This is a genomic window from Sphingorhabdus sp. (assembly GCF_046154385.1).
GTDB lineage: Bacteria > Pseudomonadota > Alphaproteobacteria > Sphingomonadales > Sphingomonadaceae > Sphingorhabdus_B.
Window position 1 is genome coordinate 93,838 of sequence record NZ_JBJXFW010000008.1, and the last position, 21,090, is coordinate 114,927.

The following is a 21,090-nucleotide window of genomic DNA, read 5'->3' on the forward strand; positions in this document are numbered from 1 at the left end:
GGTTTATTTTGATGTTGTGTCATGAACGGCGTAGCACCGATATTGGTTAGGATATTGAGAAAGCTTCCATCTTTAGCGCCTTTTCGGGAATTTTGGACCGTCTCCCCACATCTATCAAGCGCTTCCGCGTTGTAATAATCGAACAGGAACCGGGGACGTATCGGGTTCATTCCCGTTCAAAACCGCGACCAGTGCCTCTACCAGCATTTCACCGGCCCGATAATAATCTTGTTTGATAGTGGACAGCGGGGGTTGGGCGTAGCCACCAATCGCTATTCCATCAAAGCCGATAACGCGAACGTCCTTACCTGGAATGACACCATTTTCATCTAACGCACGCATCGCGCCCAAGGCGATGAAGTCATTGGCGCAAAAAAGGCCATCAAATTTTACCTGTTCGCGAAGTAACGCGCATACGGCTTCATATCCTTGCTCTTCGCGGACGGCATTCTCGGGAAGGGGAGGGCAGATAGCTTGCAAATCGATTTCCCGCATGATGTTGCGATACGCGATGATCCGGTCCTGAAATTGCGGCTGCTCGCTCTCGCTCGGCCCGATATAGGCGATTGAAGTGCATCCACAGGCACGCAAATGTTCGATCGCGAGCCGGGTGCCTTGTGCATTATCACTTTTAATCGAAATCAGATCCTGTTTGCTGGCACCCCAGCAAATCATCGGCGTTTTATGTTTGGAATATTCGCCGAAATACTGCCAGCCCTCGATATTCTGGCCGCTGCCTATCACGATCAGGCCGTCGGCCTGACGGCTGCCGGTGTAGTTGGCGAAAAAGTTCGCTGGATTATCTTGAAATGAAACTATCAGATTATATCCGCGTTCGGAGGCGGAGGCAGCGATACAACCCAGTAAGGACAAGTAAAACGGGTTGATATTTGCCTTGTTTTCACCCCGTCGGCACAAAATTACCAAAGCGATTGAAAATGTTTGTTGCATGCGAAGGCGCAGGGCATTGTGGTCAACTGAATAATTGAGTTCGTTTGCCAATGCGACAATACGAGCTCTTGTGTCTTCGTTGACCTTTTTATCACCACGCAACGCGCGCGATACTGTGGGTTGAGACACCCCCAGCATCGCCGCGATCTGATGCGCTGTTATCCGCCCCTCTTTTCCCATTGGGGTGCGGTTAGCATTGCGGCGTTCCGAAGTCACGCGGCTAGCGCGGTTTCCGGTGCAACAAATTCCAGGTTCAAACTGTCGGCTACGGCCTTGCTGGTGACTTTGCCCTGATGGACGTTTAGGCCCGCCAACAGCCCGCGTCCGGTTTCGGAAAGAGAGTGCAGCGCGCCTACACCCTTTTCAGCCAACGCCAATCCATAAGGCAAAGTAGCGTTGTTAAGCGCGGCAGCACTGGTTTGCGGCACGGCGCCCGGCATATTTGCGACGCAATAATGGATGATGCCATCGACCACATATGTCGGTTCGGCATGGGTAGTTGCCTTTGATGTTTCAAAGCAACCGCCTTGGTCAATTGCAACGTCGACCAGAACAGAACCAGGCTTCATATGTTTCAGCATGGCACGGGTAACAAGCTTGGGTGCGCTTGCCCCCGGAATAAGCACAGCGCCGATAACTGCATCGGCAATGCTGATTTCATGGTCGATTGTTTCCAGCGTCGAATAACGGGTCCGCACCCGTCCTTGAAACAATTCGTCCAGTTCGCGCAATCGGGGGATGGAGCGGTCAACAACAGTTACCTCAGCACCGAGGCCAACAGCCATTCGCGCAGCGTGCGTTCCGACCACGCCGCCTCCGATGACACATACACGTCCTGCCGGAACGCCAGGAACGCCGCCCAACAATATACCTGCGCCGCCTTCACTCCTGCGCATAGCCTCACCGGCCGCTTCAATTGCGAGCCGACCTGCCACTTCGCTCATGGGGGCAAGAAGGGGCAGGGTGCCCTTGTCATCGGTTACTGTTTCGTAGGCTATGGCCGTGCAACCGCTTGCAATCAGGCCCTTCGCTTGCTCGGGGTCCGGGGCAAGGTGAAGATAGGTAAACAGCAACTGGTCCGGGCGAAGTTGCACCCATTCCGACGGCTGGGGTTCTTTGACCTTTACGATCATGTCGCATCCGGCGAATATCTCGGCCGCTGTCGACGCGATTTCCGCGCCAGCGGCGCGATAGGCGTCGTCGGTCGCCATAATTCCTGCGCCTGCGCCGGATTGCACAACAACCTGATGCCCGCGTGCCACATATTCGCGCACCGCTCCGGGGGTTAGGCCAACCCGATATTCATGTACTTTGATTTCGCTTGGAACGCCTACACGCATTGCTCTTCTCCTGATCGAGTCTCTGATATGGAGAAATAGCACTGTCGTTGTGCCGATAATCCGCAAAGATTCGACAAGTTTTCATATTTGACGCATATAATCTGCGTACATTGTTATAAAGGTGACCAAAATATGCAACTTGATCGCGCTGACCGCAAATTGCTCCGCGCTTTAGTCGTAAACGGCCGCGCAACACAGCAAGAGCTCGGCGATGCCGCGGGGCTATCACCAAGTGCGGCGGCGCGGCGACAAAAGGCGTTGGAAGATGCAGGCATATTGCGCGGATATCGCGCAGATGTGAACCTGCGTAAACTAGGGATGGGTGCAACAGTCATGGTAACGATCACGCTTGATAGCCAAAGCGAAGAAGCGATGGCGGCGTTTGAATCGGCTGTTGCGGATAGCCCGTCGATTATCCGATGCCATCTTATGAGTGGACGCAATGACTATCTTGTGGTCGTTCGCGCCTCTTCCATTGAAGATTATGAGGTTATTCACCGTCAGGAAATAGCGCGATTGCCCCGGGTTGCCCGGATTGAAACGGCATTTGCGCTGCGCGAAGTCGTGAATCGCACGGTGCCGCCAAGGTTGTTGCTGTAAAAGCGATATAATGATTTGCAGCGTAGTAATAAAGCGACGGACAATGCAAATTTATCGATAAAATGTCGTTAATATTTTATTGATGATAATTCCATCCTATAAATTGTAAAATACCTATCCTAATATCGGAACATCGATTTCCAACTAATCATGGTTGGTTCGATGTAATTTGAATCAAATTTACTGAATAATCTATTCGAATCACGGGTCGCGACGCGTGATATGCAGGCGCGTGGCTATTGTGCCGATCCTGCTTCGGAGAATATTATGAATATAGTTCTATTTTGGAATGGCGTTTTACTTGAATGTTCGCGCCGCGATTTTACGCGTGGTAATGCCAATAGCCAACAGCCGGGCCCAATTAGGACCTCGCGCGCTATGGCGATTGTCCATCTTGCCATTCACGACGCTGTCGCCTTCAAAAACGGCTTTCCGGCTGCGGCGTATCTGAACAAAAAGAATATCGCGCATACCGTTGGTGCACCGCCCGCTGGATCTGTTGATGATATTGTCGGCGGTGCGGCAGTGACAACTTTAAAGGCGATGTATCCCCGATATGCCGATTTTATTGACGATAGTTACGACGGTGGTGACAATGCGCGCTTCAATTACGGTGAAGAGATCGCCAACGCGCTTTTGGTGGCACGATCAAATGATGGTTCGGACGTTATGTTGACCCCGCCTCAGGTCGTTTCGCCTGTTTATGGACAACATCGCGCAGATCCTTTTGCACCAGGTCAACCCCGACTGGGCTTGGCGTGGGGTGATGTGACACGGTTTACAGGTGCCGCGCACCAGCCATTGGACCCATATCCCGGCCAAGGCGCGCCAAGTCTTTTGTCGGACGCGGGTTATAAGGCCGATTATGATGAAGTCGTGCAATATGGTGCCGAAGATCGTCGCAGCCGGACCGCCGAACAAGAACGTGTCGGCGTGTATTGGGCTTATGACGGTGTTATGAACCTTGGCGTGCCGCCGCGCTTATACAATCAGATTGCCCGAAAGATTGTGGCAAGCAAATCACTCAGCGTGGCACGCACGGCCGAAGTTTTTGCCCAGATAAACGTGGCAATGGCAGATGCAGGTATCGATGCGTGGCATTATAAATATCTTTTTGACCTGTGGCGTCCGGTTGTCGGCGTCCGCGCTGAGCCTGCGCCTGATGGAGATCCGTTCTGGTCACCACTGGGTGCCCCGCAAACCAATGTAACGGGACGCTCGACGTTTACGCCGCCATTTCCGGCCTATCCATCGGGCCATGCGACATTCGGGGCGGCGTTGTTCCAATCCCTTCGTTTGTCTCTTGATACCTCATCAACACCGTTAACGACGGCGGAGGTGATGGCCGAAGAAGTTGCGCCCGGCGCGGCAAATGCAGATGAAACTTTTACCTTCGTGTCGGACGAACTCAATGGCATTTCGGTCGATTCAAATGGCTCGGTCCGGCAACTCGCGCCTGTAACATTCACCAATTTCGCCCGTCCGGTTTGGGAAAATTCGGTTAGCCGGATTTATTTGGGCGTGCATTGGCGGTTCGATGGCCTGCCGCGTGATCCGGCGGACAATATTGGCGGAGTTCCGTTAGGCCTCACAATCGGCGAAGAAGTACACGCATTCTTCAACTCAGGCACATCGCTGGGTGGGGCTGTATAAGTTAGAAGGGCGGCTCTTAACAGGGTCGCCCTCTCTCGTTTTGTTTGCGAATAGGACGCCTTATTTCTTGGCCGTCGCCGCTGTGAAAAGCTGTCCAGGACTGTGATGAAATTGTCACAATTGTCAAAAAGGACAAGTCCACCGACATTAAATTGCTTGATTGCAGGCCTCTTTGATGTTTGTGTGCAGTTGCACAATAATGCGCTGGTAAACAAAAATTAACGATAGCGCAGGCAATAGATTTAGCGGGAAGAGAACAGCTTTTGCTGGATGGGAAGCAATTCCCTATTTCCGGCTTGTTTACTAGCGCACCTAAGAAGGGGTATTTTATGCGTAAATCGATTTATAAGATGGCAGCGATCAGCGTTGCGATGGGCGCATTCGCCGCAGCAACACCAGCATTCGCGCAAGAAGCCGAAGAGGAATCCGGTCCAATTACCATTTCCGGCGGCATCACCGGTGTAACTGACTACCGCTTCCGCGGCGTCACTTTGTCCGATAAGGATTTCGCTATCCAACCAACAATAACGGTTAGCCATGAATCCGGTTTTTATGTTGGTGCGTGGGCATCAAATCTGTCCGAAAATACAGGCGATGATATCGAAGTCGATCTGTATGCCGGGTTTTCAGGCGGTGAAGAGCTGACCTATGATATCGGTGCCACTTATTATTTGTACCCCGGTGTCTCCAGCCTTAACTATGTTGAGTTCACTGGAAAGCTGGGTTCGACTTTTGGACCGGCAACGGTCGGCGTTCAATTGTCCTACGTTCCAAGTCAGGACAATACAGGCAACAGCGACAACATTTATTATGGCACAAATGGAACCATAGCTTTGCCTGATTCCCCGATTTCGATCGTGGGCTCGATCGGTGTCGAAGACGGTGCATTTACCGCTGGCAATGAAAAAGTGGATTGGTCGCTTGGTCTTACCGCTGCGGTTTCCGGATTCACGCTTGGCGCATCATATGTCGATACGAACCGCCGTTCGATTTTCGCCTTTGAAGATTCAAAAGCTGGCGTTGTGTTCTCTGTAAACTACGCTTTCTAAGTCCGTTTTACCGGTTCTTCGGAATAATTCGCATGCCGGGCTTGACCTTTCAAGCCCGGCATGTCCTTATCCAGCTTACAGAAAGCTGGTGAAAAACAATGTCTGTCAATCTTGCGAGTTGGATCGCAGAGCATAAAATCGACGAAGTCGAATGCATCGTTCCCGACATAAATGGTGTCCAGCGTGGCAAAGTGTTGCCCGCAAAAAAGTTCCTGTCATCGGTTCGTGACAAGTCGCTCCGTATTCCCGGAAGTGTGTTTATCTGCACTATCGACGGCCATTATCCGGAAGATATCGAAGATGTGTGGGATAAAGACCCCGACAAGATACTGATCGCCGATCCCGATACCATCTGTGTCGCGCCCGGCTTCAAATCGCCGACTGCGTTTGTCATTGCCGATGCGTTTAATGGCGATGGGACCGAAGTTGACTTGGCTCCGCGAACAATATTGAAAAAGGTTCTTGGCCTATACGCGGCAAAGGGGTGGAAACCGATCATCGCGCCCGAAGTTGAATTTTATCTCGTGTCGCAAAATACCGACCCTGATTTTCCTCTCGTTCCGCCCACGGGATCAAGCGGCCGCGCTGAAACCGCAAGCCAGCCTTACGGGCTGGAGGCGATGAACGAATATGAAGACATCATCGACCATATTTACGACAATTGTGAGTTGATGGGGCTGGATATCGATACGATGATCCACGAAATGGGGGCTGCCCAGTTGGAAGTGAATTTCATCCATGGCGACCCGCTCAAATTGGCGGATCAAGTATTCCTGTTCAAACGAGTCGTGCGTGCCGTTGCCAAGCAACATGGCGTTTATGCGACCTTTATGGCGAACCCTATGGCCGGCCAGCCAGGTAGCGCGATGCATATTCACCAATCGGTTGTCGATGCGGAAACCGGAAAGAACTTGTTTTCGAACGCCAACGGTAAAGATAGCGCGATGTTCCGCAGCTATATTGCGGGGTTGGTCAAATTTATGCCGCAGATTTCGCCGCTTTGGGCACCCAACGTCAACAGCTTCCGCCGGATGCGTCCGGACAGCGCGGCGCCAATCAACGTGCAATGGGGAGAGGATAACCGCAGTTGCGGTTTTCGTGTTCCGATTTCCGACAAGGCCAATCGCCGCGTCGAAAACCGGCTGCCGGGTGCGGATTCCAATCCCTATCTGGCAATGGCAGCGTCGCTTGTCTGCGGTTATATCGGTATGGTCGAGCGCATGGTGCCAGCTAAAGCCATTACCGGCAGTGCCTATAACCGCGCGCGTACATTGCCGCGCACTCTTGAGGCAGCGCTTGACCGATTTTCGGCATGCAAGCCGGTGCGGAATTTGCTTGGCGAAGATTTCTTCGAGATTTTCCATGCGGTCAAAGATTATGAACTGTTCAACTACCAATCGGTGGTGAGTAGCTGGGAACGCGAGCATTTGTTGCTGCGGGTATAATCCGGTGACGGTGCGCAGAATCTATATAGACACAGCTCAAGCAGAGGATTTTGCACCTACACCCGACCGGGTTGTAAGTGGCATTCCGCGAGGCGAAACGCGTAACGCCTATGAATCCGCAGATGGCCGAAAATATTTCGGCGAATGGAGTTGCGGGGAGGGGGCATGGCGCGTGTCCTATTCGGAGTGGGAGTATTGCCGCATATTGGAGGGCCAAGTCCGATTGACCGGCGATGACGGCACCGAAATTGAAGCAGGACCGGAGGGTAATTTGGTCATCGAACCGGGTTTCGAAGGCATTTGGGAAAATCTGACACCAGTGCGAAAGCTCTATGTCATCGATCTGGGACCGCCGGCGGAGGGCATGGACTAGTTCCGCTATCCTTTCCATGACCGACGCTCTCAACAACAGCTATTATCGTGCCACCGCCAACGCGTGGGAGACACAGCCCGTCTTCACGGGCGAGGGGGAATATGACGTTGCGGTCATCGGCGGCGGGTTTACCGGGTTGTCGGCTGCACTCGCCTGCGCGGAAAAGGGCCTTAAAGTCGCGCTGTTGGAGGCCAAGACCATCGGCTACGGCGCATCTGGACGTAATGGTGGGCAACTAATTCCCGGCCTGCGCTGGTCGATGCGCGAGCTGGACGAAGAATTCGGACGCGAACGGGCGCAGGCGATTTTCGATTTGGCCTATGGTGCTGTCGATCGGGTGAAAGGCAGGATCGCCCGACATGGAATCCAATGTGACTTGAAGAGTGGACATCTGGAGGCCGCCTACAAGCCTGCGCATTTCGACGCGATGCAGCGCGATGCCGAATATCTGGAACAGCATTTTGGCTGGGAAAGCGAAATTGTGCAGCTCAAGGATATGGGGCGACATATCAATGGCGGCGGATATCATGGCGGTATTTATGATTCTCGAGGTGGGCATTTTCATCCGCTGAATTATGCCCTGGGCCTTGCAGCGGCCGCACAAAAAGCCGGCGTTACCATCTTCGAAAATAGTTTTGTTCGGCCTGCGGATGTGAACGCCCGGAATGTAATAGTGGCGACCGACAGTTGGATAAGCGATATCGACGGTAAGCTTGGTCGTTACACGATCCCGATCATGAACTATAATATTGCCACCACGCCCCTATCTGATTGGGAGAGCTTGTTGCCGAGCGATGCAGCGGTTGCGGACAGCCGCTTTGTGCTGAACTATTTCCGCCTGTCCGCCGACAAACGCCTGATCTTTGGCGGTGGTGAGAAATATGTGCAGACCCCGCCTGCCGACATTGCGGCATTTGTACGCAAGCATATTGTCGAGGTGTTCCCTTCCTTGGCACACACGCCAATCGACTATGCCTGGGGCGGCGCAGTGGGCGTAACCATGAACCGCCTCCCGCATTTGGGCCGCGAGGGGAATATATTCTTCGCCCATGGCTTTTCCGGACATGGTGCCTTGGTTACAACGCTGGCGGGTGAGTTATTGGCAGAGGCAGTGACAGGGACGATGGAGCGCTTCGACGTCTTTGCCAATCTTCCGCACCAGCCCTTTCCGGGGGGCAAATGGCTTGCCCGGCCACTCGCCACTCTGGGTCTGCTTTATTATGCCTTGCGAGACCGGCTGTGATTGATCCGAACCAATTGTCCGCACTGCGCGCACGCGAGGTCGCTCGTTTTGTCGAGGCCAACCCGAAGTCGAAAAGCTGTTTCGATAACTCCAATGGCTGGTTCCAGCATGTTCCGTTCCACTGGATGCTGGACTGGCCAAGCCCCTTTCCGATCGTCGCCGCCAGCGCAAAAGACACCACCCTAAACAGCCTGGACGGACAAATATTCGACGATTTTTGCCTTGGCGACACAGCCAGTATGTTCGGCCATTCCCCACCCGCACTTGCCGCTGCGTTGGCGGAGCAAGCAGGGCAGGGGCTGAGCTATATGCTGCCCACAACCAAAGGCGCGGAATTGGGCGATATGCTGGCCGCGATGTTCGGATTGCCGCATTGGCAGGTGACAACAACCGCCAGTGAGGCAAACCGTGCTGTCATTCGCTGGTGCCGCGGTTTGACCGGTCGCGACAAAATTCTGATTTTTAATGGCTGTTATCATGGCGCGGTCGACGATGTTTTCGTCGATTTGCGTGATGGCGTCGCCGTTAACCGGCCCAGCCTGATCGGGCAGGTGCAGGATTTGCTGCCGACCACAGTCGTTATCGAGTTCAACGATGTGGAGGCGCTGGAAAGCGCGTTGCGGGGCGGCGATATTGCGTGCGTATTGGCGGAGCCGGTGATGACCAATATCGGCATGGTTCGGGACGCGCCGGGCTATTTGGAAACACTGCGCCGATTGTGTAGCGAAACCGGGACATTGCTGGTTTTTGACGAAACACACACGATCTCGTCCGGTTATGGAGGGCATAGCAATAGCTATGGACCGATGCCCGACATCATGGTCATAGGCAAGTCCATCGGCGGCGGCGTGCCCTGCGCGGTCTATGGCTTTTCCTCCGAAATTTCGGCCCAGATGGAGGCGCTGAACAAAGCGCGTCCCGCTGGACATAGCGGCATCGGAACTACGCTTTCTGCCAATGCGCTGGCGATCTCGGCCATGCATGCCATGCTGGGGCAGGTTATTACGCGGGATGCGTATGATCATATGCTGGCGATGGCGGACAGGCTGGTGTTAGGTCTCCGGCAAGTTATTGAGAGACATGGCTTGCCGTGGCATGTCAGTCATGTCGGCGCACGGGTGGAATTTGTCTGCGCCCCGCATCCACCCGCCAACGGCAGCGAGGCGCGGGCGGCAATGGACCATGATCTGGAGTCCGTGGTCCATTTGTATCTCACCAATCGCGGCATTTTGCTCGCGCCATTTCATAATATGATGCTCTTAAGTCCTGTGACGCAGGAGGTGCAGATTGATCGGCTCTTGCATGCGCTTGATTCCTGTGTAGGCGAGCTTTTGGAGTAATGAATATGATTAGACGCGCCAAATCATCTGCAACCATCGCACCACGCAGTGAGGCCGAGGCTTTTTTTGCCGCCAATCCGGATATCGATTCCATCGAAATGATCTACACCGATTTCGGTGGCGTCCCGCGTGGCAAGCGGCTGCGGCAGCACGAGGTGTTGTCGGTTTACGAAATTGGCCGTTTCTTTCCGGGATCAATCACAGTGGTCGATATAACGGGGCAGGATACGGTGGAAACCGGCCTTGTCTGGGAAGATGGTGACGCTGACCGATCCATGAAACCCATTCCGGGCACTTTGGTGCGGACACCATGGGCGGGCGACAACGCGGCGCAGTTCATGGTCGATTTTTACGAGTTGGACGGCCAACCGCATGACCTTGACCCGCGCCATGTGCTGGGTCTTGTGGTTGATCGCTTTGCCGAAATGGGCCTTACGCCAGCGTTGGCGGTGGAGCTCGAATTTTACTTGCTCGACCCCAAAAGGGCGCGGGATGGATCGGTGCGTCCGGCGCGGCCGGATTATAGCGGCACGACGCCGCAGATGGTCGAGGTTTACGGCCTGCGCGAACTGGATGATTTCCGTCCCTTTTTTGATGAACTGTATGAAGCGTGCGATATACAGGGTCTGCCTTTGGAATCGGCGATATCCGAATTTGCGCCGGGGCAGTGCGAACTTACATTGCGCTACAAACCAGACGTTCTGCGCGCTTGTGACGATGCGATCATGTATAAGCGTGTGGTGAAGGCGGTAGCGCAAGCGCATGGATTGGAAGCCACTTTCATGGCCAAGCCTTTTGCCGAGCAGGCTGGCAGCGGCATGCATATCCATGTTTCAATGAATGACACGACCGGAAAGAATCTTTTCGCGGATGAGGATCCGGAGGGAACACCCATGTTACGCCACGCCATCGGCGGCATGATCGCGTCCGTGGGCGATTGTTTTGCCCTTTTTGCCCCTCACGCCAACAGCTACCGCCGGTTTAAGGCGAATAGCTATGCGCCGGTTGCACCGACTTGGGGTGTGAACAACCGCACGGTATCTTTCCGTATTCCGGCAGGACCACCGGCAAGTCGCCATGTGGAACATCGCGCTTGTGGCGCGGATGCCAACCCCTATTTGGCAGTTGCAGGTGTTTTGGCAGGGATTCATCACGGTATTGTCAATCAGGTTGATCCCGGCCCCGCCGTTGTTGGCAACGGCTATGACCGGGACAGTTCAGGCGATGATAAGCCGCCGAGCAACTGGTTTGCGGCGGTTGACAGATTCCATGCTTCTGGCCTGATGCGCGATTATTTGGGCGAACGCTTTGTCGATATGTTCACGATTGTAAAGCGCGTGGAACAGGACCGTTATTTCGGGCAAGTGCCTTCGCTTGATTATGACTGGTACCTGCGAAACGCCTAGGTCGTGCCCCTAGGCTTGGACAGGAAAGCGGGCGAGGACATTTTCCATGACCGCAAGATTTAGCAGCGTGTCAAATTCGCAACCCACCATCGTGCCGTCATTCCAGACAATCTTTGCCTGAAGCGCGGATAATCCCGGCAGTGTGAGCCAGACACGGGTGCCCGCCGACATTCCTGTCAGCGCTTCACACGCAACCCCGGATAATGAGAGGTCTTTGACTACAACAGAAAAAGAGGGCGACCCTGATGGGCGCATTTGTGCCGGAATATGCAGCTTTACGCGTGGCGCGCAGCGATCTTCCTGTGCGGCGTCTTCATAACGCATATAAGCTCGTTCCAGTTTTTGCGAGATAATCATCATCGATACTCCCAACATGAATAAGATGGGATAACTGATCTAAATGAATGATTTATTTCATTTTGCGGTAAAGAACATGTTTACCAAATCTCCCCGTAACGCTGCGCTTGCATTTTGCAGCTTCTCTCGCCATATGCGCGGCGGGAGTCGGATGGACGTGGTACTCGCCAACCTGGTCAGATCCTGACGGAAGCAGCCACAACGAATTCGCTGCGGGTCATTCGGCTCCTATTTTATTTTCTCTGCGTTCCCAATCCGCAAGAAAACATCTTCGACATTGGTATATCCGCAGCCTAACATGACACCGATGGACGATTCACCTGAAATAGAGATCGCCGAGCGCGATCCGGATATGCCCGACGATGCTCTCGGGCTTGGTCTGGATATGCCACAACAGGCCAGGCCTGTATCCGCCGGTGGCGCAGCATATCGTGTGCTGGCGCGAAAATATCGCCCTCAGACATTTGCCGAACTGATCGGTCAGGATGCCATGGTGCAGACGCTTGGCAATGCGATCAAGCGCGACCGTCTGGCCCATGCTTTTCTGATGACAGGTGTTCGCGGGGTGGGAAAAACTTCGACAGCACGGCTTATAGCGAAGGCTTTGAACTGTATCGGGGTTGATGGGCAGGGGGGTCCAACAATCGATCCATGCGGTGTGTGTGAACCTTGTGTCGCCATTGCCGAAGGTCGTCATATCGATGTTATCGAAATGGACGCCGCAAGCCATACAGGCGTCGACGATGTGCGCGAAATTATTGAAGCCGTCCGATATTCCGCGGTATCCGCGCGCTATAAAATCTACATCATCGACGAAGTGCATATGCTGTCCAAAAATGCGTTCAACGCATTGCTGAAAACATTGGAAGAGCCGCCCGGTCATGTGAAATTCCTTTTTGCGACTACCGAGGTGAACAAGGTGCCGATCACCGTCCTGTCGCGGTGCCAGAGATTTGACCTGAAGCGGATTACGCCTGAACTGCTGGTTCAGAATTTCAGGATGATTTGTGCCAATGAAGGCGTGAATGCCGAAGATGAGGCATTGGCTTTAATCGCACAGGCGGCCGAAGGGTCGGCGCGTGATGGCCAATCTATCTTAGACCAAGCGATTGCCCATGCCGACATGGAAGGCGATGGCAAGGTAACAGCATCGCAGGTGCGCGATATGTTGGGCTTATCCGACCGCGGTGCCATTAGACGTCTGTTCGGGCTTATTCTGACGGGTGATGCGATCGCCATGCTGGCAGAGGCCAACGCCCAATATAATCTGGGCGTAGAACCGCTCGCAATGTTTGCAGGGCTTTTGTCCGAGGTCCATCGTTTGACACTCGCCAAAGTGGGCGCTCCGCATGATCGCGCGCTTGACGCGGGGACGGCGGAGTTGGTTGAAGGTCATGCTGACCAGCTTTCATTCCCCAATTTGCATCGCCTATGGCAGTTGCTGTTAAAGGGTCAAGAGGAGGTTGCGCGGGCTTCAGTGCCGTTGGACGCCGCAGACATGGCGCTATTGCGGGTAATCCATGCCGCGACTTTGCCTGATCCGGGCGAGCTTGCAAAAATGATAACGCAAGCTGGGCTTTCAACTGCACCTCCCGCCTCGGCCCCCACATCACTGGATATGCCTTCCCCTGCCAAGGTCGAGGCATTGATGCCGACCAATTTTGAGGCGATGCTGGAACGATTGTCGAGAGAAGGCTATGTCAGTCTTGAAATGACATTGCGGGATGTCGTGCGTTTGGTCGAATATTCTCCGCCTTTACTCGCCTATCAGTTGGCAGGACCGGTCGCACCTGACTTTGTCGCTGAGTTACGCGATGCGCTGGCAAAAACAACAGGTACACGCTGGGATGTCGAAGAACGTGAAGGCCCATCGAGCCCGAGCCTTTTGGAAACAGAACAGGCTGAAGCTGAAGCAGAGCGTCGCATAATAATGGAATCCCCTCTGGTTAAAGCAGCTTTCGCCGCTTTCCCGGAGGCCGAGTTGCTTAACGGCGATGAAAATGAAGCCAAATGGAGTAAACGTGCATGAAAAGCATGGAAGACATGATTAAAGCCGCACAGGAAGCCGCGCAGAATATCCAAAAGCAAATGGAACAAGCGCAGGTCACTCTTGACAATATCCAAGTTGAAGGCGTGTCTGGTGGCGGATTGGTCAAGGTTCGTGCGACGGCCAAAGGTCGAATATTGGGCGTTGCTATCGATGACAGCCTTATTGTGCCTGCAGACAAGACTATGCTTGAAGATCTGATAACCGCAGCATTCAATGACGCGCGCGACAAGGCCGATGCCGCGAGCAATGCCGAAATGAGTAAAATGTCGAGCGGTTTGCCGTTGCCAGCAGGTTTCAAACTGCCTTTTTAAGCGGGATTCGGGAAGACGGGAGCAGCTAATGTCCCGTCTTTTCCCCAACAAATCACGCCGAGTTAACGCAAACTCATTGAAAGCGGAGTAAAAGCACACATATTGAGGGGCGATGAGGCAGGTGCCGCTTTATGGGCCGCCAATTGGAGTATATATGGAATTGAACCTTCCGCTGTTGCCGTTGCGCGATATCGTTGTTTTCCCTGGCATGATTGTTCCTTTGTTCGTTGGTCGCGACAAATCCGTGGTGGCACTCGAAAGGGCCATGTCAGCCAACAAGGAAATTTTCCTGGTGGCGCAGCTTGATCCTGCGGAAGATGATCCTGAAAAAGACGATCTGTACGATATCGGCGTCACCGCGACGATCATGCAATTGCTGAAACTGCCCGATGGAACAGTCCGCGTGCTGGTCGAGGGTAAGCAACGCGCCGAACTGCGCGATTTGGTTTCGCGTGGCAGCGACTATGTCGAAGCCGGTGTGCGCTTGATTGAAGAGCAAGTGGCCGAAGGCCCGGAAGCAACGGCGATGATGCGCTCGGTAACCGAGCAATTTGAAAATTATTCGAAGCTCAACAAAAAAATGCCCGCAGAAACAGCGGTGCAACTAACTGAAATCGCAACGCCCGCCGCGTTGGCCGATGCGGTAGCAGCCAATATCCAGTTAAAAGTATCGGACAAGCAGTCTTTGCTTGTCGAACCTAACCCTATGCGCCGCCTGGAAATGGCATTTGCCTTTATGGAGGGCGAATTGGGTGTGTTGCAGGTCGAAAAGAAAATCCGTGGGCGCGTGAAGCGCCAGATGGAGAAGACCCAGCGCGAATATTATCTCAATGAGCAGATGAAGGCTATCCAGCGCGAACTGGGCAATGATGACGGCGATGGTGGCGACGAAGTCGCTGAGTTGCAGACCAAAATCGATACAATGAAGTTATCGAAGGAAGCAAAAACAAAAGCCAACGCCGAATTGAAAAAGCTGCGCGGCATGGCGCCGATGTCGGCTGAAGCCACTGTTATTCGCAATTATCTCGATACTTTGTTGGGAATTCCGTGGGGCAAAAAGTCGAAATTGAAACGTGACATTGCCGCCGCGCAAGGGGTTCTTGATGCCGACCATTTTGCCTTGGAGAAGGTCAAGGACCGGATCGTCGAATATCTCGCCGTGCAAGCGCGGACCAACAAGTTGAAAGGTCCGATCCTGTGTCTGGTGGGCCCGCCCGGTGTGGGCAAAACCTCACTTGGCAAGTCGATTGCCAAGGCAACGGGGCGTGAATTCATACGCCAGTCGTTAGGCGGCGTACGCGATGAAGCAGAAATTCGCGGGCACCGTCGTACCTATATCGGTTCGATGCCCGGTAAGGTCGCGGCCAATCTGAAAAAGGCGGGTACCATGAACCCGCTGTTCCTGCTCGATGAAATTGACAAATTGGGTCAGGATTTCAGGGGTGACCCAGCTTCGGCGTTGCTTGAAGTGCTTGATCCGGAACAGAATAACAAGTTCAATGACCACTATCTCGAGATCGATCTTGATCTGTCCGATGTCATGTTTGTGACAACCGCAAACAGCATGAACTTGCCACAAGCGTTGCTTGACCGGATGGAAATCATCAGGCTTGAAGGCTATACCGAAGACGAAAAGTTGGAAATCGCAAAACGCCACTTGTTTGAAAAGCAGGTCGACGCCCATGGATTGAAGCCCGAAGAATTTTCGGTTTCGGACGATGCCTTACGCGATCTTATCCGTTATTATACGCGTGAAGCCGGTGTCCGTACCCTTGAGCGCGAGATTGCGAAACTCGCGCGGAAGGCGCTTCGCCGCATATTGGAAGGCAAAGCCAACAGCATTTCGATTACACCGGAAAATCTGGCGGACTTTTCGGGTGTCCGAAAATATCGCCATGATATGGGCGAAGAAGAAAACCAGATAGGTGCCGTGACCGGACTGGCATGGACTGAAGTGGGCGGCGAGTTGCTGACCATAGAAGCAGTGACTGTACCGGGTAAAGGCCAGATTAAAACCACCGGTAAGCTCGGCGAGGTGATGGGTGAGTCCATACAGGCGGCATTGAGTTACGTTAAGGCGCGTGCACCAAGCTATGGTATCAAGCCTAGTCTTTTCGGACGCAAGGATGTGCATATCCATCTTCCGGAAGGTGCCGTTCCGAAGGATGGTCCATCAGCTGGCATTGGCATGGTGACCTGCATTGTTTCGACATTAACCGGAATTGCCGTGCATCGCGATGTTGCGATGACGGGAGAGGTTACGTTGCGCGGGCGCGTATTGCCGATCGGTGGATTAAAGGAAAAATTGCTCGCGGCGTTACGTGGCGGTATCAAGACTGTGTTGATACCTCAGGATAATGAGAAGGATCTGGCCGAAATCCCAAATAACATCAAAGAAGGTTTGGAAATCATTCCGGTAAGCCATGTTGATCAGGTTTTGGCGCGAGCATTGGTCTCGCCCTTGATCCCCGTTGAATGGACCGAAGCAGATGAATTGGCGGCCTTGCTACCTCCGGCAATTGCCAATGATAGTGGCACTTCGGTTACACATTAGAGCATAAAGAGCACAATGTTTGAGGATGTGGTTACAGTACGTCGCGTTTTTAACAGAAAATGACGGTTTTATGCCGATATTTCCTTTGACAGCGCGCACATTCTCATCATTATCCCGCCACCGGCTTAAGCCGCGACTCAATTAAACAATAAATGAGTCTCAATTATTTTTTCAGAGGGGGGTTCCCAATATGAACAAACAAGATCTCGTCAATGCCGTTGCGGACGCTAGCGGACTTACAAAGGCTGATGCAGGCAAAGCTGTTGAAGCAACATTTGAAGCCATTACACGCACTTTGAAAAAGGGCGACGAAGTCCGCTTGGTCGGATTTGGCACTTTCGGCGTTGCAAAGCGTAAAGCGTCAACTGGACGTAACCCGCGCACGGGCGAACCAATGACCATTAAGGCTTCGACACAGCCAAAGTTCAAGGCTGGTAAGGCTCTTAAGGACGCTGTGAACTAAACCTCACACTTTGTTTTTGCAGAAGAGGGCGGAGCGCAAGCTTCCGCCCTCTTCTTTTTGGTGCTGCCATGTTCTGGCGCAAAAAAAAGCGCCCGAAGGCGCTTCCCTTAATATTCGCATATTGTTCGTTCAGGCGGCGAGACGAAAATCCGCTGGTGCGGCAGTCTTGCGTGGAAAGGCGATAACCTCAGCAATGGGCTGCGGCGAGCGGCCTTTGATTGCACCGTATGTAATGCGGCGTTCGAGGGCAACTGTCGGTGCCAACTCCATATCGATCACCTCTATGATACGCGGCATCGAGTTTGAGAAAGTGAGAGCAATCACGGCTACTGACGCAATAAGGGCAATAGCGAAGAGGAGGGAAGCAATGAGGGTCATAGCACTGGTCCTTTATGTCCCCCATGTCGTCTATATAGGGGTTTAGCTTGATGTTTTATGAACGACTTACGGCATATGTTCCTTTTATGTTCTTTTTGTCAAGGGCTATTATGCTTCGGTGGTCGACTGTGGATAGGGTGTGGATTGTTTGTGGATAACTAGCATCGGCTTAAAAGGTTCAATCTGTTCATTTTTTTGATCGACGCTCGGCGAACCACTGCTGCAACATTTTTTGAGTGCAGCCGGTAAATCCACCGGTACCGTTCACGGAACAGCTGTTTGGACGCAGGTCTGCCGCGAATGTATCAAGAGTTTCGACGGCTGAGGTCCAAGACCGGTCAGTTAAAACCTGTTCCTTCTTTCGCAGAGCAATAGGTATACGGTATCGCTCGTTTTCCGGTACATTGGCGCAGACCACGATTTCATCGCCCTCAGGCTCACGGCATTTTTCATCGCCAATGGCGACCAGGAACGAAATCCGCTCCGGCATTTCGGAAGGGGAGGGTATGACCTCATCCTGGGTAGGGGCGTAGGTTGAAGTTAAAAAGGCGCTAGCCATTAGCAGGGATTTGATAACGGCCATCGCGATTCTCCTTATGGTGGGGTAACAGCAGGTAGCTGCGGGTGGTGAACCTCCTATTAATCGGCTTTACCGCTTGACGAATCCCGCATTGCTCTCTAACGGCCCGCTCATTCCACATGGGAAACACACATACCGGTGCGGATCGCTCCCTTTCAGGGCTGTGTGACGTTCTAGTTTCCCAGAGGCTCAACCGGAAGGAGAAGTACCATGGCGGCACCTGTCGTTACCATGCAGCAATTGCTTGAAGCTGGGGCCCATTTCGGCCACCAAACACACCGTTGGAACCCGCGTATGAAGCCGTATATCTTCGGCGCGCGCAACGGCATCCACATTCTTGACCTGTCGCAGTCTGTGCCTTTGTTTGCACGCGCACTCGACTTCGTCGCGCAAACTGTCGCTTCGGGCGGCAAGGTTTTGTTCGTCGGCACCAAGCGTCAGGCGCAAGGCCCCATCGCGGACGCAGCGCGCGCTTCGGGTCAGCATTTCGTCAACCATCGCTGGTTGGGCGGCATGCTCACCAACTGGAAGACCATCTCCAACTCGATCAAAAAGCTGAAAACGCTTGAAGAGCAGCTTTCGGGCGACACCCACGGGTTCACCAAGAAGGAAATCCTTCAAATGACCCGCGAGCGTGACAAGCTTGAAATGAGCTTGGGCGGCATCCGCGATATGGGCGGCATTCCGGACGTGATGTTCGTGATCGACGCCAACAAGGAAGAACTCGCTATCAAGGAAGCCAATGTCCTTGGCATTCCGGTTATTGCAATCCTCGATTCAAACGTTTCGCCCGACGGCATTGCTTTCCCTGTTCCCGCCAATGACGACGCGGCACGCGCCATTCGTCTGTATTGCGACGCGATTGCGACCGCATCGAGCAAGGGCAATGTCAGTGCTAAGGTAGCCAAGGGTGTTGACCTCGGCGCGGAAGTAGAACCCGACGCAGAGCCAGCATTGGTTGAAGCAGCGCCTGTATCCGAAGATGCACCTGCAACGATGGAAGAAGCCGTTGGAGCCGAAGAGGCGCCGGTAGCGGAAGTTGTTGCAGACGAAACGCCTGAAGCGCAGGTCTGAAATTAAAACCTTGTCACCCCCGACTTGATCGGGGGTCCATGGCCTGAACTGCCGGTTTAAGCCTAGTGGTCAGTCCATGGATCCCCGCTTTCGCGGGGATGACACATTCAAAGGGCAGAGGGCATTTTACCTCGCCAACCAAATTCGAAAGGACACATTATGTCTGTAGTTACAGCCTCTGCCGTCAAGGAATTGCGTGAGCTTTCCGGCGCCGGAATGATGGACGCCAAAAAGGCGCTTGAAGAAACCAATGGGGATTTGGAAGCAGCTGTCGATCTGCTGCGGGCCAAAGGCCTCGCAACCGCCGCCAAGAAATCGAGCCGTACTGCGGCTGAAGGTCTTGTCGGCGTTGCCGTCGAAGGCACCAAGGGCACCGCTGTTGAAGTGAATAGCCAGACCGACTTTGTCGCCAAGAATGAACAGTTTCAGGATTTCGTGCGCTCGGTGACCGAAGTTGCTCTTGGTTTGAGTGCAAACGATTCTGAAGCGATCCTCGCAGCGGCCTATCCCGGCGGCGGTACTGTTCAGGAAAAGCTTACCGAAAACATCGCGACCATCGGTGAAAACCAGGTCATCCGCCGCGCAGCGTCGTTGTCGGTCGATAAGGGCCGCGTTGTCTCTTATGTCCATAACGCTGCGACACCTGGCATGGGTGGTATTGGTGTCCTCGTTGCTCTGGAAAGCGAAGCAGATGCCTCCGTTCTTGATGGGCTTGGCAAACAGCTCGCCATGCATATCGCTGCTGCATTCCCGCTTTCATTGGATGAAAGCGGCCTTGACGCCGACACGTTGGAGCGTGAGCGCGGCATCGCCCGCGAAAAGGCTTCCGAAAGCGGCAAGCCTGCCGATATCGTCGAAAAGATGGTTGAAGGCGCGGTGAAAAAGTTTGCAAAAGAAAACGCGCTGCTTAGCCAGTTGTTCGTTATGGATGGCAAGACCGCGATTGCTGACGTCGTTGCTGCTGCAGGCAAGGAAGCCGGCAAGGCGATTGTGCTAAAGGACTATGTCCGTTTCCAGCTTGGCGAAGGTATTGAAAAGGAAGTGTCCGACTTTGCTGCCGAAGTTGCAGCGGCGGTTGGCGCCTAAGCAAACATCGGGGACCGTCCCCATTTGCAATAGTTAGGTTTATACACTTGGCGATGTGGCGTGCGGCTCCTATAGCTGTACGCCATTATCGTATCGGGGATTGAGGATTATATGGGCGTAACCGGCTATCGCCGCATTTTGTTGAAATTGTCGGGCGAAGTTTTGATGGGCGAACAGTCTTTCGGGATCGACCCGGAAACGGTTGTTCGCGTCGCCGAAGAGGTGAAGGCTGCCAAGGATACGGGTCTTCAGCTTTGCCTTGTGATTGGCGGGGGTAATATTTTTCGCGGAATGGCGGGTGCGGCCAAGGGGATGGATCGCGCGCAGGCCGATTATATGGGCATGCTTGCAACGGTCATGAACGCCTTGGCCATGCAAAACGCGCTGGAGCAGCTTGGTGTTCCGACACGCGTGCAGTCTGCAATTGAAATGGACAAGGTATGTGAACCCGTCATCCGCCGCCGTGCCGAACGGCATTTGGAAAAGGGACGGATTGTTATCTTTGCAGCAGGCGTAGGCGCACCTTATTTCACCACAGATAGTGGCGCTGCTCTGCGCGCAGCCGAAATGAAATGTGACGCCCTCTTCAAGGGAACGTCGGTGGATGGCGTCTATGATGCAGATCCTAAAAAGGTTGCTTCCGCTACACGATATGAACGATTGTCTTACGACCGCGTTTTGGCCGATAATTTGAAAGTGATGGACGCGAGCGCGGTCGCGTTATGCCGGGATAATGAAATTCCGATCGTGGTGTTTTCGATCCGCGAGCGCGGAAATATTTTGAAGGTGCTCGACGGCAGTGGCACCTGCACTGTGGTTGAAAGTGAAGGGAATTAA

The 21,090-nt window shown here is 53.5% G+C and carries 20 protein-coding genes and 1 other RNA gene; 16 read left to right on the forward strand and 5 right to left on the reverse strand.

What is annotated here, in order from left to right:
• Positions 1-114: 114 nt before the first annotated feature.
• Together ACKVOS_RS02000 and ald are read right to left on the reverse strand one after the other, a co-directional pair.
• On the reverse strand, positions 115-1,167 hold the full coding sequence (locus tag ACKVOS_RS02000) for a LacI family DNA-binding transcriptional regulator (protein ID WP_409210349.1): 1,053 nt from the start codon (positions 1,165-1,167) through the stop codon (positions 115-117).
• On the reverse strand, positions 1,164-2,291 hold the full coding sequence (gene ald / locus ACKVOS_RS02005; RefSeq protein ID WP_409210350.1) for an alanine dehydrogenase: 1,128 nt from the start codon (positions 2,289-2,291) through the stop codon (positions 1,164-1,166). The genes ACKVOS_RS02000 and ald overlap by 4 nt, the downstream gene beginning before the upstream one ends.
• Before the next feature lie 132 nt (positions 2,292-2,423).
• Here ald and ACKVOS_RS02010 point away from each other — a divergent pair, with 132 nt between their 5' ends.
• The 8 genes from ACKVOS_RS02010 to ACKVOS_RS02045 all read left to right on the forward strand — a co-directional run bounded on the left by ACKVOS_RS02010 (position 2,424) and on the right by ACKVOS_RS02045 (position 11,400).
• Positions 2,424-2,891 (forward strand): Lrp/AsnC family transcriptional regulator, encoded by a 468-nt coding sequence (locus ACKVOS_RS02010; protein WP_409210351.1) that lies wholly within the window; start codon positions 2,424-2,426, stop codon positions 2,889-2,891.
• Positions 2,892-3,158: 267 nt separating this feature from the next.
• The gene (locus tag ACKVOS_RS02015) at positions 3,159-4,544 is read left to right on the forward strand and encodes a hypothetical protein (protein ID WP_409210352.1); all 1,386 of its coding nucleotides are present in this window, start codon (positions 3,159-3,161) and stop codon (positions 4,542-4,544) included.
• 329 nt (positions 4,545-4,873) lie between these two features.
• Positions 4,874-5,593: a TorF family putative porin gene (locus ACKVOS_RS02020; protein WP_409210353.1), complete on the forward strand. Its 720-nt coding sequence runs from the start codon at positions 4,874-4,876 to the stop codon at positions 5,591-5,593.
• Positions 5,594-5,691: 98 nt separating this feature from the next.
• Positions 5,692-7,038: a glutamine synthetase family protein gene (locus ACKVOS_RS02025; RefSeq protein WP_409210354.1), complete on the forward strand. Its 1,347-nt coding sequence runs from the start codon at positions 5,692-5,694 to the stop codon at positions 7,036-7,038.
• 10 nt (positions 7,039-7,048) lie between these two features.
• The gene (locus tag ACKVOS_RS02030; RefSeq protein WP_409210355.1) at positions 7,049-7,411 is read left to right on the forward strand and encodes a cupin domain-containing protein; all 363 of its coding nucleotides are present in this window, start codon (positions 7,049-7,051) and stop codon (positions 7,409-7,411) included.
• A 16-nt stretch (positions 7,412-7,427) separates the two neighbouring features.
• On the forward strand, positions 7,428-8,654 hold the full coding sequence (locus ACKVOS_RS02035; RefSeq protein WP_409210356.1) for an NAD(P)/FAD-dependent oxidoreductase: 1,227 nt from the start codon (positions 7,428-7,430) through the stop codon (positions 8,652-8,654).
• Positions 8,651-9,994 carry an aspartate aminotransferase family protein gene (locus ACKVOS_RS02040; protein WP_409210357.1) on the forward strand — a complete coding sequence of 448 codons (1,344 nt, stop codon included), beginning with the start codon at positions 8,651-8,653 and terminating at the stop codon, positions 9,992-9,994. The genes ACKVOS_RS02035 and ACKVOS_RS02040 overlap by 4 nt, the downstream gene beginning before the upstream one ends.
• Positions 9,994-11,400 (forward strand): glutamine synthetase family protein, encoded by a 1,407-nt coding sequence (locus ACKVOS_RS02045; protein ID WP_409210358.1) that lies wholly within the window; start codon positions 9,994-9,996, stop codon positions 11,398-11,400. The genes ACKVOS_RS02040 and ACKVOS_RS02045 overlap by 1 nt, the downstream gene beginning before the upstream one ends.
• Before the next feature lie 9 nt (positions 11,401-11,409).
• Here ACKVOS_RS02045 and ACKVOS_RS02050 read toward each other — a convergent pair whose 3' ends face one another.
• Positions 11,410-11,760: a PilZ domain-containing protein gene (locus tag ACKVOS_RS02050; RefSeq protein WP_409210359.1), complete on the reverse strand. Its 351-nt coding sequence runs from the start codon at positions 11,758-11,760 to the stop codon at positions 11,410-11,412.
• A gap of 137 nt (positions 11,761-11,897) precedes the next feature.
• Here ACKVOS_RS02050 and ffs point away from each other — a divergent pair.
• The 5 genes from ffs (at position 11,898) to ACKVOS_RS02075 (ending at position 17,135) form a co-directional block, all read left to right on the forward strand.
• Positions 11,898-11,992, forward strand: an RNA gene (gene ffs, locus ACKVOS_RS02055) — signal recognition particle sRNA small type.
• Positions 11,993-12,142: 150 nt separating this feature from the next.
• Positions 12,143-13,786: a DNA polymerase III subunit gamma/tau gene (locus tag ACKVOS_RS02060; protein ID WP_409210444.1), complete on the forward strand. Its 1,644-nt coding sequence runs from the start codon at positions 12,143-12,145 to the stop codon at positions 13,784-13,786.
• Entirely contained in the window at positions 13,783-14,118 is a 336-nt protein-coding gene (locus ACKVOS_RS02065) for a YbaB/EbfC family nucleoid-associated protein (RefSeq protein ID WP_409210360.1), read from the forward strand. The genes ACKVOS_RS02060 and ACKVOS_RS02065 overlap by 4 nt, the downstream gene beginning before the upstream one ends.
• 154 nt (positions 14,119-14,272) lie before the next feature.
• Positions 14,273-16,672 carry an endopeptidase La gene (gene lon / locus ACKVOS_RS02070; RefSeq protein ID WP_409210361.1) on the forward strand — a complete coding sequence of 800 codons (2,400 nt, stop codon included), beginning with the start codon at positions 14,273-14,275 and terminating at the stop codon, positions 16,670-16,672.
• Between the two features lie 190 nt (positions 16,673-16,862).
• On the forward strand, positions 16,863-17,135 hold the full coding sequence (locus tag ACKVOS_RS02075; RefSeq protein WP_373476944.1) for an HU family DNA-binding protein: 273 nt from the start codon (positions 16,863-16,865) through the stop codon (positions 17,133-17,135).
• A 129-nt stretch (positions 17,136-17,264) separates the two neighbouring features.
• Here the strand turns inward: ACKVOS_RS02075 and ACKVOS_RS02080 are convergent, their stop codons facing one another.
• The gene (locus ACKVOS_RS02080; protein WP_409210362.1) at positions 17,265-17,513 is read right to left on the reverse strand and encodes a hypothetical protein; all 249 of its coding nucleotides are present in this window, start codon (positions 17,511-17,513) and stop codon (positions 17,265-17,267) included.
• Between the two features lie 187 nt (positions 17,514-17,700).
• The gene (locus tag ACKVOS_RS02085; protein WP_409210363.1) at positions 17,701-18,096 is read right to left on the reverse strand and encodes a hypothetical protein; all 396 of its coding nucleotides are present in this window, start codon (positions 18,094-18,096) and stop codon (positions 17,701-17,703) included.
• 207 nt (positions 18,097-18,303) lie between these two features.
• On the opposite strand from ACKVOS_RS02085, the gene rpsB reads away from it, so the two are divergent.
• The 3 genes from rpsB (at position 18,304) to pyrH (ending at position 21,090) form a co-directional block, all read left to right on the forward strand.
• The gene (gene rpsB / locus ACKVOS_RS02090) at positions 18,304-19,167 is read left to right on the forward strand and encodes a 30S ribosomal protein S2 (RefSeq protein ID WP_409210364.1); all 864 of its coding nucleotides are present in this window, start codon (positions 18,304-18,306) and stop codon (positions 19,165-19,167) included.
• 159 nt (positions 19,168-19,326) lie between these two features.
• Complete coding sequence (tsf, locus tag ACKVOS_RS02095; protein ID WP_409210365.1) at positions 19,327-20,253, forward strand: translation elongation factor Ts; 927 nt, start codon at positions 19,327-19,329, stop codon at positions 20,251-20,253.
• A 111-nt stretch (positions 20,254-20,364) separates the two neighbouring features.
• Positions 20,365-21,090 carry a UMP kinase gene (gene pyrH / locus ACKVOS_RS02100; protein WP_409210366.1) on the forward strand — a complete coding sequence of 242 codons (726 nt, stop codon included), beginning with the start codon at positions 20,365-20,367 and terminating at the stop codon, positions 21,088-21,090.